Source organism: Pseudomonas sp. Pdm06, from assembly GCF_014851795.1.
GTDB lineage: Bacteria > Pseudomonadota > Gammaproteobacteria > Pseudomonadales > Pseudomonadaceae > Aquipseudomonas > Aquipseudomonas fluorescens_AA.
This window is the reverse complement of sequence record NZ_JACVAH010000014.1, coordinates 95879-109914: the sequence shown is the minus strand read 5'-3', so window position 1 is coordinate 109914 and position 14036 is coordinate 95879. Positions and strand designations below refer to the sequence as shown.

The window sequence follows — 14036 nt, the reverse complement described above, 5'->3', positions numbered from 1 at the left end:
ACTTCGATTTCATTGCAGACATTTTACAAACGACAGCTTCGATTCTTCGGTCATGGATATGCGATCCAAACCTATATCAATAACCGTAAGAAATAATCGATCTAAATATCACCCAGCGTTTCCCGCCACGAGGGCTCAGCCAATCAACTGGGCATACACCGGCCGGTCGATATTCCCACCAGACAGAATCACCCCCACCTTTTTCCCCTGCATCGCTTCACGTTCCTGCATGAGTGCCGCCAAGGCCGCGGCACCTGCGCCCTCGGCCAGATTATGAGTGTCGGTGTAATACACCCGCATGGCCTCGGCAATTTCCGCGTCGCTGACTGCGACGATCCGCGCCGCAGCAGCCCCATAGATGGCAAAGGCCTCGGGAATGGGTCTACGCACGGCCAACCCGTCCGCGAAGGTATTCGCCGAAGCGGTCTCACACAGTCTTCCGGTTTCAAATGACAACTTCGCCGCGTCGGCCTCGGTGGACACGACACCCACCACTTGGGTTTTCAGCCCCAAGGCATCGCGGGCGGCGATGACTGCGCAAATCCCCGACCCACAGCCTATCGGCACGTAGACCGTGTCGAGGTCCGGCACCGCCTTGAACAGCTCAAGCCCATAAGTCGCCACGCCCCTGACCAACTCAGGATGGAACGGCGGCACCAGGTAGAGCCCCTGAGCGTGGGCCAGGCGTGCTGCCTCTTCCCGGGCCTCATCAAAATCGCGGCCAAACTCGACCACCTCGCCGCCAAAGCCACGCATGGCATTGTTCTTCTCCACCGAGTTTCCTTGCGGCACGACGATCAACGCTTTCAAACCCAAGGCAGTGGCCGCCAGCGCCAGGCTCTGGCCATGGTTGCCGCGCGTCGCCGTGACAATGCCTTTCGCCTCGGGATGCTCGCGCTTGAGCCAGTGCACGAAGGTCAGGCCGCCGCGCACCTTGAAGGCCCCGGTCGGGGTGTGATTCTCGTGCTTGACCCACACCGTGCAACCCAACCGTTCAGCCAGCAACGGCCAGGCGTATTGGGCAGTGGCGGGCATGAATTGATAGAGATGGCGGGCAGCGTGTTCGATGTCGTCGCGGGTCAGTGTGTGCATGATTGGGCCTCCTGGTTTTGCCCAGTCTAATCAGCGCGACGGCGACGGGGCTTTCAGAAAACTGACCTGACTTTCAGGCCCACTCTTCATTACTATGCTGTTCATGAGCCCGCGAAACCATCCACCGCCGCCCCTGTCTGAACCGGTCCGTCGTATCGAGGCAGGGCCTTGGGCGATCGAATTGCTCCCCGGCTGTGCCTACGCGACCCGCTACGTCGCGACCCAGTCGGCGATCGGCTTTGCCTTCGACAGTCAGCGCGGCCTGCACGCCATCGGCAGCGACCGCGTGTTGCCCTTCGAGGCGCTGCCCAACGGCCTGGCATTCGTTCCCGCCGGGTGCGACGTGTTCTCCGAATCTCCCCGGGGCGGTGAATACCTGCGGATGGTGCGCACCGACGGCATGGCGTTGCCGGCGAAACATGCGTTCAACAACCGTATTGACCCGCAGGCCATCACCCTCGCCTTGAGAATGCGCAGCGCACTGCTGCGTGCCACGGCAGAGGACGATTGGGAAGCCTGGGCGCTCGGACTGGCTGAGCGAGTGAAGGACCACAAGAGGTTTTCGGCACATTCCCAAGGCTCGATCACGGCCGGCCGGATGCGCCTGCTCGATGAGTTCATCGACGCCGGTCTCGACGGTCCGCTGGGGGTCAAGGAAATGGCCGGGCTGCTTGGCTTGTCCGAAGGTTATTTCATGCGGGCATTCAAACAGGCGACCGGCAAAAGCCCACACAGCTACCTGATCGACCGACGCCTCGCCAAGGCACGGGCGCTGATGCGCGACTCAACCGCCCGACTGACCGATATCGCCCACATCTGCGGCTTCAATTCCCAGGCGCACATGACCACGCTGTTCAAGCAACGCCTGGGCGTCAGCCCGGCGCAGTTGCGCGGGTATTCAAGGCCCTGAAGCCTCTGGGCAATGGGTTGATGCGGGCACCTGAGGCGCGAAATGGCGCCCCAAACCAAATTGCCATCAGATGGCCTTGCAAAAACACACTGGCCGTCTAGATTCAAACCTGTCTCCAACCAGATCTTCAACCACACCTGACAGCCCCTCGGGCGAGAGCGTCTATTGGCCTGAAAAACACACTTGGCGTTGCTTTCAATTACTGACACGGAATCAGTCATATCAACAAGAGGGATGCTTGATGAAGCATGGCCGTGGGTATCGTTCGCGCTCGCAAAAAGGACCAGCCGGACATTTCTGGCTGTCATTGGTTTGCTTTTCAGGCCTGGTGATCGCCAGCTTCCTGTTGTTCGAACAACAGATCCAGGATTTCCTGACCCATCTCAACCTGTACCTGCCCTCGACGCCCGCGCAGAAACTCAACCTGGCCTTGCTGCTGATTGCCCTGCTGGCGCTGGACGTGGTGTTGCCGGTGCCGTCGAGCATGGTCGCGCTGCTGGCCGTGGCGATGCTTGGCAGCCTGGGTGGATACCTGGTGATTTTCGTCGGCCTGTGCCTGGGGGCCGGGCTGGGTTATGCGCTGGGAGCCGGCTATTTGCGTCTGCTGTCAGGCCGCCTGGGCCTGCATCAGCGCCAGCCGGGGCAACTTGCCTATCGGTTGGGCACGCTGTCATTGATCTGCCTGCGCGGCGTCCCGGTGCTGGCGGAAACCTCGGTCGTCGCCGCCGGCATGCAACGCTACCCATTGCGCGCGTTCATCCTGGTCACCACCCTGGCCAATGCCGGCCTCGCGTTGGCCTACAGTGCCATCGGCACCTTTCTCGTCGAACAGAACGCGCTGCTGGTGACCCTGCTCGCCAGCATGATATTGCCCGGGCTGTTCATCGCCGGGTACAGCCTGTTCAAGAACATTCGCCGGCACGACACGGAGCAACCCTTGCACGGGCGCTTCAAGGTCAGCTACGACTACCCGGTGGTGTTCACCGATCATCTGTTCGACCCGCTCAATCCCTGTCTGCACCGTCAGCTCACCACCGGGCACCACGGCCAGGTAACGGTGCTGGTGTTCGCCGATGAACAACTGCTGCACAGCGCTCCGCACCTGCTGGCACAGATCAATACCTACTTCGCCAGCCATTTTCCGGACCTGCATTTACAGGCGCCCCCCATCGCGGTCCCGGCCGGCGAATCGAGCAAGGATTCCCAGGTGTTGCAGCAGCTGTACAGCGACATGCTGCAACATGGCCTGGACCGGCATTGCTATGTGCTGGCCCTCGGTGGCGGCGCGGTGCTCGATGCGGTGGGCTACGCCTGCGCCACGTTCCACCGCGGCATTCGCCTGATTCGCATCCCAAGCACCGTACTCGCCCAGAACGACGCCGGGATCGGTGTGAAAAACGGCATCAACGCCTTTGGCCAGAAGAACCTGCTGGGCGCCTTCTACCCCGCCACCGCGGTCATCAACGATTTTCAATTGCTGACCAGCCTGAGCCGACGCGACCAGATCGCCGGGCTGGCCGAGGCAGTCAAGGTGGCGCTGATCAAGGACCAGGCGTTTTTCCAATGGATGGAGCAACAGGCCGACGCCCTCGCCCACTTCGATCACGCGGCCAGCCGCTACGCGATCCGCCGCTGCGCCGAACTGCACCTGGCGCACATCACCGGTGCCGGTGATCCCTTCGAGCGCGGTAATGGGCGGCCATTGGACTACGGGCATTGGGCCGCCCACAAATTGGAAAACCTCAGCCACCACCGACTGCGCCATGGTGAAGCCGTCGCCGTGGGCATGGCCCTGGATGGACTCTACGCCAATGCCCTGGGGCTGTTGAGCGACGCCGACAGCGACCGGGTGCTGCGCCTGCTGCTCAAGCTCGGCTTCTGCCTGAACCCGCCGGAGTTGACCTTGAAAGATGCACAGGGACGCTCGCAGGTTCTGCTCGGGCTGGAAGAGTTCCGCCAGCATTTGGGCGGGCAACTCTCCATCCCCATGCTCAGCCGGATCGGCGAGTCGGTGGACTTGCATGAAATCGATACCGCGCGAATGGAGCAGGCGCTGCAACGGCTCTGCACTCAGGCCGACCCTGCATTCACACTGAACGAGAGCTGTGCGCAATGAACCCGTCGCCGCCGGACCTCAAGACCTGGATGACCCTCGGCCGCGTCTCCAACCTGCCCACGGTGTGGACCAACACCCTGGCCGCCGCCCTGCTCGCCAGCAGCGCAGGGGCCCTGGCACCGCCATCGTCCCTGGTCTGGCTCCTGCTGCTGGCGGCACTGTCGCTGCTGTACCTGGCCGGCATGCTGTTGAATGACCTGTTGGACGCCGACTGGGATCAACGACACCACAATCCGCGCCCCATCACCCTGGGCCTGGTCAGCCGCCAGCAAGTGCGGTTGGCCACGGCGCTGCTACTGGTGCTGGCCGCGGTCGCGCTGCTGGGCCTGAGCCGGTTGATCGAACAACCGCACTGGTTGCTGGGCAGCGCCACGCTGTTGGTGGGTTGCATCCTCGGCTACAACCTGCTGCACAAGAAATACGCCCACAGCGTCTGGCTGATGGGGGCCTGTCGCTCGGCGCTCTACCTCACCGCGGCGGCCAGCCTGGCGATGCCACCCGAACCGATCTGGCTCTGTGCCCTTTTGCTCGGTGTCTACATCAGCGGCCTGACCTACCTGGCCCGCCAGGAACACCGCAATCAACTGATCAGCCGCCTCCCGCTGCTGCTGATGTTGAGCCCCCTGGCATTGGCGATCTACGCAGACAACGCCTGGTTCTGGCCGGTCCTGCTGATATGGCTTGGCTGGTTGGGCTGGCACTACTGGCGCAACCTGGCCAACCCGCGGCAACGGCAGGTCCGCGCCTTTATCGGAGCAGGCCTGGCCGCCCTGCCGCTGTTCGATGCCCTGGTGCTGGCCGTCGCCAACCAGCCGCTGGGCAGCCTGTTATGTGTCCTGGTGTTTTTCCTGCTTCCTCATTTCCAACGCTGGATCAAACCCACATGAACACGGACGTTACAGCATCGGCATCGGCAGCCCTCGACATGCGCCAGGACTGCCTGAACGAACAACGCCGGCATTTCACCCAGTCGCTCGATGAAACCGAACGGCAATGGTGGCTCTCGGCGCAGGCGCAACTTGCCCAACGCCCGGACGCCAACACCGCGGCGCTCCTGGGCGGCCAGTGCAAGCGCCACCTCAAGGAGCGTGCCCAGCCCGGCGCCGACGGCTGGAGCAATGTCCAACTGGCGCGGGCATTGTTGCTGGCCCAGGTCCTGGAGCTGCAACCCGCCGCCGCGCAAGTGCCCTTGCTGCGCCAGTTGTTCCTGTGGGGCGACGACCAGGAAAAGATCGCCACCTTGAAGGCCCTCGACTGGCTCGACAGCGGTGGGCTCTGCCTCGGGCTTGCACTTCAGGCCGGGCGCACCAGCAACAGCCAGGTGTTTGCCGCCATCGCCCTGGACACCGCCTACCCATCGCGTCACTACGACGAACGGGCCTTCAACCAACTGGTGTTGAAAGCCCTGGGCATGGGCCTCGATGTAGGGCGCCTGGTCGGCCTGACGCAACGGCAAAGCGTCACGCTCAACCAGTTGGCCCTCGACCTGCTGGACGAACAACTCGCCGCCGAACGAACGGTATCTGCCGGACTGCCTCACGTGATTGCCTTTGCCTTGCTGAGCCCGGCGCAACGTCAGCGCCTGGCCGGGCTGACCCAGCAACAACGCTTGCCGCCGCCATGGCAGGCGCACCTGGGCGGCACTTTGCCGAACTGATACCCGCCCCTCCCCTGCCTTTTTGACGAGGATTCACCATGCTCAAGTACTTCGACCCGCATATCCATATGGTCAGCCGCACCACCGACGACTACCAGAACATGGCGGCCGCCGGCATCACCGGCGTGATCGAACCGGCCTTCTGGCAGGGCCAGGCCAGGACCAGCGTCGGCAGCTTCATCGACTACTTCGACACGCTGTTGGGCTGGGAGCGTTTTCGCGCCAGCATGTTCGGCATCCATCACTTCTGCACCATCGGCCTGAACCCCAAGGAGGCCAACGACCTGTCGGTGGCCAATGAAGTGCTGGAGATCCTGCCGCGCTACCTGGTGAAAGATGGCGTGGTGGCGGTGGGTGAAATCGGCTACGACGACATCACCCCGGAGGAGGATCGCTTTCTCGCCGCCCAATTGGAGCTGGCCAAACAATTCAACCTGCCGGTGCTGGTGCACACCCCCCACCGCGACAAGATCGGTGGCACCAAGCGCACACTCGCGGTCATTCGCGAGGTCGGCATTGCCGAACACCTGGTGATCATCGACCACCTCAACGAACTGACCCTGCCCCTGGTGCTGGACAGCGATTGCTGGCGCGGCCATTCCATCTACCCCAACACCAAGATGTCGGAACAACGCATGGTCGCGCTGCTGCAGCAGTACGGCACAGAAAAAATGGTGGTCAACAGCGCCGCCGACTGGGGCATCAGCGACCCGCTCAAAGTGCCCAAGACCGGCCAGGCGATGCTGGCCGCCGGCTTCAGTGAAGCCCAGGTCGAACAGGTGCTGTTCCACAACCCGGTGGACTTTTTTGCCCAGAGCGGCCAGCTGGACAAAACCCTGGTCAGCACGCCCCTGCCCATCGATCAGCGGCGACAGTGGCAGGACAACTCTGCCCTGCGGGGCCAGGAGCCGGTGATCAAATGAGTGCCCGCACGGGTTGGACGGCCACGCAGATCGGCTATTGCAGCAACGTGCACCCGACCCATGACCTGGACGGGCTGCGCGCATCCGTCGAACGGCATTTCCAGACCGTCCGCACATTGCGCGGGCTGGACACGCAGGACAGTGGATTGTGGATCAGCGCCGTCGCCGCCGCCGAACTCCAACAAGCGCCGACCCGTGCGGATTTCCTCGACCTGCTGCAACGCAGCGGCCTACGCCTGACCTCACTCAACGGGTTTCCCTACGGCCAATTTCACCAGGGCGCGGTGAAAGCCGACGTCTACCTGCCCAGTTGGGCCGATCCGCAGCGGCTGGCGTACAGCCTGGACCTGGCTCGATTTCTCGCCCAGGCCCTGCCAGCGGACTGTGCCCAGGGGGTGATCTCCAGCCTCCCGCTGGGCTATGCCGCCCACTGGAGCCCGACGTTGCAGCAACGTGCCGAGCAGCAACTGCGCGAGCTCACCGCCGCGCTGGCCCGGTTGCAACGAGAGACAGGCAAGAAGATCGTGATCTGCCTGGAAATGGAGCCCGATTGCGTGCTGGAAAACACCGACCAGGCCATCGCCTTCTTTCGTCACTGGCAAGCCACGGACCCACACCATGAACACCTGGCGCTGTGTTTTGACGTCTGCCACCAGGCCGTGATGTTCGAAGACTGCTATCAGTCACTGGACCGATTGCGTCGGGCCCGGGTCCCCATCGGCAAGATCCAGCTATCCAATGCGCTGATTTGCCACCTGCCTGAGGATGCGCAGCGGCGCGAACAGGTGCTCAGGACATTGGGCGGTTTTGCCGAACCCACCTACCTGCATCAAGTCAAAGCCCGCGCTGGACAGGAGCAGTTATCAGCCTGGGCCGACCTTCCCGCGGCCCTGTACGAGTGTGAGCAGGACGGCCGCGCCCCTCCCGAGCTGAGGATTCACTTCCACATTCCGTTGTTCAGCGAACACCTGCTGTTGCCCGAACTCAGCGGCAGCCAGGTCGCCCTGGCGCAGACCTTCGATTTTCTCGCCGACCATGGGGATTTTCGCCCGGTACTGGAAGTGGAAACCTATAGCTGGGGCGTCCTGCCCAGCCAGTTGCGCCCTACCACCGAGCACGCCCAACTCCAGGGCATCGCGGCGGAGTTGCACTGGGTCGAAGACCAGTTGCAGCAGCGCCAGTTGCTGCAACCCCAAGCGCTGGAGGCCTGCGCCGATGTCCTCTGAGCCTGCGCGCCAGCCGTTGCTGCTGATCAACGTGGTCGGCCTGACACCCGCACTGCTGGGGGCCGCGACGCCCTGCATCAATGCCCTGTTGAAAACGGCCAGGATGGCCACGCTGCAACCGGTGTTCCCGGCGGTCACCTCCACGGTGCAAGCCTCGATCCTCACGGGCCAGCCACCGTCGGAGCACGGCATCGTCGGCAACGGCTGGTATTTTCGCGATCAGGCCGAAGTGCGTTTCTGGCTGCAGCCCAACGCACTGATCCAGGGGGAAAAAGTCTGGCAGACACTCAAGCGTCAGTACCCCGGGTTTCGCTGCAGCCAGTTGTTCTGGTGGTACAACATGTATGCCGACGTGGACGCCGCCATTACCCCACGGCCGCATTACCCGGCCGATGGCCGCAAGATGTTCGGCCTGTATTCGACGCCGGCCTCGTTGCACGAGCATATTGAACAGCAGATCGGCGAATTCCCCTTTCCAAGTTTCTGGGGCCCGGCAGCCGGCATCGCCTCGAGCCGCTGGATCGTCGATTGCGCCATCGCCGAATTCCAGCTCGACCGCCCCGACCTGCAGTTGATCTACCTGCCCCATCTCGACTACAGCCTGCAACGCCTGGGCCCCGATCATCCGTCGATTGCCGACGAGGTGCGCGCCATCGACAGCGAAGTCGGGCGTCTGCTGGACTTTGCCCAAGCACAGGGCGCGGCGGTGATGCTGCTGTCCGAATACGGGATCGAAGCCGTCACCCAATCCGTTTCCATCAACCGGTTGCTACGCGCCGAAGGTTTGTTGCAGGTCCGCCAATCGCTGACCTGGGAGCTGCTCGATCCCGGTGCCAGCGCGGCGTTTGCCGTGGCCGACCATCAGGTCGCGCACATCTACGTGAAGCAGGCGCGCGACATCCCTCGCGTCAAGGCGCTGTTGCAGCGCCAGGCCGGCATCGAGCAGGTGCTGGATAAAACCGAACAACGGGCCTGGCACCTGGATCATCCGCGCAGCGGCGAGCTGGTGGCCGTGGCCGCCGCCGGTTGCTGGTTCGATTACTACTACTGGTTCGACGACCGCAAGGCCCCCGACTTTGCCCGCACCGTGGACATCCATCGCAAGCCAGGCTACGACCCGCTCGAACTGTTCATCGACCCGGCCATTCGCTTCCCGAAACTGAAAGTGGCGCGCCGCCTGCTTCAGAAAAAACTCGGCTTTCGCTACTACATGGACCTGATTCCGCTGGACACCCGCCTGGTCCGCGGCAGTCACGGACGGCTGCCCGCGAGCGAGAAGACCGGCCCGCTGCTCATCACCAATTGTGATCTGTCGTTGCCGCAGCACCTTGCGGCCACGGCGGTGAAGCAACTGCTCCTGGAACACTTCCGGGGGCGCCCTCATGCCGATACGGCGAATGCCAAGGAGCTTCCATGCGGCGAGCCATTTCCATAACCGTTCTCAGTGCCCTGGCCGGTTTGGCCCAGGCACAGGACACCAACAACTTCGATTGCAGCAACTTCCTGCAGTTTGGAGCAGACATCAACAAGACCCGGACCGCGTTTGCCCAGAGTCCCGAGACCATGGCCTGGAACTGGTTCGTCTGTTTGAACCAACCCAGCACCGCGCAAAGCAGCAATCTCGTGTGGGAGACGATGAAGCCTTCGGACCAGGTCTACCTGCCCAACGGCGCACCACCGGGCACCTATGACAGCTCAGCGCCGCTCCCGGCCGCGGTGGTGACGCAAGCCAAGGCAAAGGGCATGGACCTGTCCCGATCCTTCCATAACATCAATGCCACCCAACAGGTCGATGGCCTGATCCTGCAAATGGGGGGTGCCGTGCCCGATGCCCAACAAGGCCAGCCCGTACGCTTTCAGTTACTGATGGGCAAGGACACGTTCGATTACATCGTGAAGAAGCAGGTCTACAACGTGAATGGCCAGGCCGCCCTGGCCAACGACCTGGACTTCCCCCCCACCGCCTGGGAGTTGAAAGCCGCATGGCTGTGGATCGGCACGGACACGACCTACCGACAAACCCTGGTGAACGACGGCTACTACATTGCCCAGGCCTACTACCAGCAGGACGACGGTACCTATCAGGTCGGCTATGTGGCATTGAGCGGCCTGCATGTCGTCAACAAACTGAACGCTGACTGGGTCTGGACCACCTTCGAAAACATCAACAACAGCAAGTACACCGTAACCAATGCCCCGACGCCGGCGCCGATGACCAACACCACCGGGCCGACTGCGGCTGCCAAGCCGGTCAATGCCAGCTTCCAGGCCAATAACCGGAGCCTGTCGAAGTACGAGTTGATCGGGGTCGAGTTCCAACCCATCACCCAGGTACTGGCCAATTCGCAACTGGAATCGGCGTTCCAGAACACCTCGTCCTGCCTGGCCTGCCACGGCACCGCCGCCTACTCGAACGACAACGGCTACTTCAATTTCGCTCTGAACCAGGGGGGCGGCATCGTCTATCCCACCACTCCGCTGCCGCCCTCGGCATTCGATGGCTACAAAAAACTGGACTTTGTCTGGTCGCTGAAACGCGCCCAGTGGCAACGCTAAGGAGCATGACATGAGCGTATTGAATTTCCCCCGTATCTACCTCAACGGCCATATGTTCTGGAACCCACCGACGGCCAACAATAACGATGTATATCCGCTGTATGACGCGGTCAACGCGGACATCAACTGGCCGTTCATGAGCCACTTCGGCATCAACGCCACGAACGCCCCCACCCAGCTGATGCCCTGGGCCATCAAGCCCCTGGCAAAGAATGAGCTGCCGCTCTATATGCTGCAGGTACCGACCAATGCCAACCCGAAAACCTACCCATACATGCCCGCCGAATGGGATCTGTTTGGTGACAATGCCTGCGGCACGGTGAGCTACAAAGGGACTCGCTCAACGATCATTGGCGGCGAGCTGCAGGCCGACACCTACATCACCGAGGATGCGCTGGTTGGCAGGGACTACCAATTGCTCGGCAATCCCTTTGGCAGCAACGCTCCGACTGCCGCGCGCTTCGTGGACGTCAGCCCGTGGCAGAACACCTTCACCGCGTTGTATTTCGACAAGCTGATGCTGGGGGATGCCACGTGTGGCCTGACCCTCAATCGCCAGTATCGGATGATGGATCGCTTCCTCAATTTCAATTGGGGCGCCTTCGGTGGCCTGGTGTATGTCACCACCACCTGGCAGACCTGCTTTCCCCAGGAGAACCTGGAATGGGTCATCGCTGATTCGGCGCTGCTGAGTAACCTGCAGCAGCAGATGAAGCTGCAAGGGGCAAAGGGCCTGATGTTCAGGTTCTCCACCTACCTGACCTGCTACGACAGGAACGGTGTTTTCAACGACTTTCCGTACGTCAACACCCGTTCCAATGCCCCCTCGGATACGGCTCGTCTGCAAGCGATGTATCAGAAGGGCCTGGACAACGTTTCCGGTATTTTCTTCAATCCCGCCTACAGCCGCACCGCCGCGACCCTGGGCCTCTGGTTCGCCGACGAATACCCGACCGCGCCCGCCGGCCTGCGCCTGGTGCCCGCGCAGGCCGTATCTGTTGTTCAACCCAGTGGAACTCCCCAAAACGCCACACTGGGCGTGACTTCGGTGCAGATTACCGGCAACACCCTGTCGCTGGATCTGGCCAACACGTTCCCGTTCTATCCGGTAGAGCCCAATGCCCCCATCCTGACCGCCGAAAAATTCCAGGCCGGCGACTATCAACTGGGTGTACGCGAGGGTGATCAATTCACGCCGGTAGTGGACTTCGGTTTCGACCGGTATGACCAGGCAGCCTTCGACAAACGCTCCGGCCTGCAGGACTTCACGCTCAGCGACGCGGACCTGACGAAACTACAACCAGGTCATCCATTGGAGCTGCGACTCAAAGCTACGGCCGCCCCGACACCCGTGATCGCCGCCACCCAGCAAACCTGGACCGCCGAAGTGGTGGAGAGCGGCAGTTTCATCGACGTGGGCGACCATAAGACACTGACCATCATGGTGCAGAAAAATGGTCAGCCGGCCGCCAATACCACGCTATGGGTGGCGGAATATGGCAACCCCTACATGGTGACCACCAGCGACTACTATCTGGCCTCCAGCAACGCGGCCAATTTCACGCTGTTCTTCGACCACCCGAACCACCCCGAACTGAACAAGGCCAATCTACCGAACTTCAATAACGCGCCGCCCGTACAAAACTATCTGGCCGAAGGCAGCGGCCGCCGACTGACCGCGCTGCGCAATACGGATGAGGACATTGGAGACCCGATCGGTTATCAGCAATTCCTGCAGGGCGAGGGCAAACCGGTCACGATCGACTTGCACCCTTGCCTGGCATTCGACGCTGGCCTCTACGCCACCGGAACCCTGCACGACGACGTCCACGCCACGCCGGTGGATTACTCTTATGTCACCACGACCACCGACGCCAACGGCATCGCCCAGGTGAGCTTCAGGGCCGTGGCCCCGGGCTTCCCGACCTTGCGTTTTTTCGTCAAGGACGGCGACAGCGATCCGGTCATCCCCTTCAGTTTCCCCGTTCCCCAAGCCTACATCGACTTCCTCGCCCCGCTCCGCGTCCTGCCCTTGGACGTGCAACTGCAACAGGACTTCATCAACTACTGGAACACCGTCTACAAGGATCAGAACGCCGCCACGCAGCTGTGGGAGGGCTTCCTCTACCCACGCATCCTGCAGACCTTCTATTACCTGTACCCCATCATGAACAAGTACATGCCGCTCAACTCCCAGGCACGCGTCGAAGGCGCCATCGACCAGCTGATTGTGCTGATCAGCAAGCCCTACCAGGAAGAAAGCACGCTCTCGATGCCCATCACCCGTGACATGTCCCAGAGCCGCCGCGCGGTATTGGAGCTGTGGGCCAAGAAGCTGGTGAAGCGCAACTATCCGCCACAACAACTCAAGATGAGCGACTACGACAACCTCTGACCGTAACGCTGTTCACCCAGGAAAGATAAACCACTGTGGGAACGAGCTGGTGTAGGAGCCGAGCTTTTGTGGGAGCCGAGCTTGTGTGGGAGCCGAGCTTGCTCGCGATGAAGGCACCTCGGTCTTTCGAATGACCGCGTTATCGTTCATCGCGAGCAAGCTCAACTCCCACACAAGCTTTGCTTCCACAGGCTCGCACACAGTGTCACCCGGTACTTTTCAAAGGAATGACCTATGAAAACCAGTATCTTGAACCGGCTGTTGCTGTTGATCCTGCTGTTCAGCCCACCGCTGTTTGCCCAGGACAGCGGCGCCGTCTACTTCACCATGGGTGTGCACAACACCGAGGGGTGCAACGAACAGAACGGCAACTGCATCGCCAAACGCGCACCGGGCGACCCTTCCGATCCGTTTTTCCCGGCGTTCTGGATCAGCGATTGGACCATGTACCGGGTGATGCACAACTACGAAAAAAACCCGCCGCCCTACAGCAATCCGCCCTCCACCCTGACCCCGGCGGACTACACCGTCTCCCGAGGCACCAGCTACTACGACACGGCCTATATCCCGGCCGATGGCGACGGCTTCGGTGCGATGATGGAGCACTATGAGAAGTACTGCCTGCCGATCTTCCCGATCAAGAACAACAATTACACCTGCTCCTTCGTGTCCCTGGGCAACAAGGCGTACTTCCTGACCTACCCGCAGGATCGCCCCAAGGACATGCCCGCCTGCTGCATGTTCTCGCCGATGAATCATCCGCCGCGCCAAGACTTCATCCAGCACCTGCCCTACAGCGCCGAGCGCAGCCAAAACCTCGACGCCAGCGTGCAGGCCTACGCGCTGGACCTTCAATCGCCGCAGGGGCCGATCCTGTTCGGCTATGCCTTCTACAAAAAGATGTCGGGACAACTGCCCTACCGGCAGCCCCAATCGTTCTTTTTCTCCGGTGACACCAGCGTCGCCAACGCCCCTATCGTCAGCCAGAACTACACCAACTTCCGCATCGCCAGACCGGACCCGGCCCAGACCTGGGCGCAGGTGGACGCGATGTGCCCGGCGAATCCACCGCCCTGCCAGTTGTTCGAGCCACCGGCTTCCCAGAGCAACGGGCAAAAGGCGCAGTGGAACAAGCTCATGCAGCGCAAACCCTGAGCAATG

Annotated in this window: 11 protein-coding genes; 10 read left to right on the top strand and 1 reads right to left on the bottom strand. The window is 61.8% G+C overall.

Annotation, left to right across the window (positions count from 1 at the left end):
- Window positions 1-135: 135 nt before the first annotated feature.
- Entirely contained in the window at window positions 136-1092 is a 957-nt protein-coding gene (locus IB266_RS21835) for a threonine dehydratase (RefSeq protein WP_192262395.1), read from the bottom strand.
- Window positions 1093-1186: 94 nt separating this feature from the next.
- On the opposite strand from IB266_RS21835, the gene IB266_RS21830 reads away from it, so the two are divergent.
- From IB266_RS21830 to IB266_RS21785, 10 genes are all read left to right on the top strand, one after another.
- Window positions 1187-2002, top strand: coding sequence for a helix-turn-helix transcriptional regulator (locus IB266_RS21830; RefSeq protein ID WP_412548318.1), 816 nt, complete (start codon window positions 1187-1189; stop codon window positions 2000-2002).
- Window positions 2003-2243: 241 nt separating this feature from the next.
- On the top strand, window positions 2244-4118 hold the full coding sequence (locus IB266_RS21825) for a 3-dehydroquinate synthase (protein ID WP_192262393.1): 1875 nt from the start codon (window positions 2244-2246) through the stop codon (window positions 4116-4118).
- Window positions 4115-5005, top strand: a complete 891-nt coding sequence (locus IB266_RS21820) for a UbiA family prenyltransferase (protein WP_192262392.1) — start codon at window positions 4115-4117, stop codon at window positions 5003-5005. Before IB266_RS21825 ends, IB266_RS21820 begins: the two co-directional genes overlap by 4 nt.
- Window positions 5002-5775, top strand: coding sequence for an EboA domain-containing protein (locus tag IB266_RS21815; RefSeq protein ID WP_192262391.1), 774 nt, complete (start codon window positions 5002-5004; stop codon window positions 5773-5775). Before IB266_RS21820 ends, IB266_RS21815 begins: the two co-directional genes overlap by 4 nt.
- A 38-nt stretch (window positions 5776-5813) precedes the next feature.
- On the top strand, window positions 5814-6698 hold the full coding sequence (locus IB266_RS21810) for a TatD family hydrolase (RefSeq protein WP_060741816.1): 885 nt from the start codon (window positions 5814-5816) through the stop codon (window positions 6696-6698).
- Window positions 6695-7924, top strand: coding sequence for a metabolite traffic protein EboE (gene eboE / locus IB266_RS21805; protein ID WP_192262390.1), 1230 nt, complete (start codon window positions 6695-6697; stop codon window positions 7922-7924). Before IB266_RS21810 ends, eboE begins: the two co-directional genes overlap by 4 nt.
- Window positions 7914-9359: an alkaline phosphatase family protein gene (locus tag IB266_RS21800; protein WP_192262389.1), complete on the top strand. Its 1446-nt coding sequence runs from the start codon at window positions 7914-7916 to the stop codon at window positions 9357-9359. Before eboE ends, IB266_RS21800 begins: the two co-directional genes overlap by 11 nt.
- A complete protein-coding gene (locus IB266_RS21795; RefSeq protein WP_192262388.1) occupies window positions 9338-10480 on the top strand; it encodes a hypothetical protein in 1143 nt (380 codons plus the stop codon). Before IB266_RS21800 ends, IB266_RS21795 begins: the two co-directional genes overlap by 22 nt.
- A gap of 10 nt (window positions 10481-10490) precedes the next feature.
- The gene (locus tag IB266_RS21790) at window positions 10491-12875 is read left to right on the top strand and encodes a hypothetical protein (RefSeq protein ID WP_192262387.1); all 2385 of its coding nucleotides are present in this window, start codon (window positions 10491-10493) and stop codon (window positions 12873-12875) included.
- Between the two features lie 234 nt (window positions 12876-13109).
- Window positions 13110-14030: a hypothetical protein gene (locus IB266_RS21785; protein WP_192262386.1), complete on the top strand. Its 921-nt coding sequence runs from the start codon at window positions 13110-13112 to the stop codon at window positions 14028-14030.
- The last annotated feature ends 6 nt before the right edge of the window (window positions 14031-14036 follow it).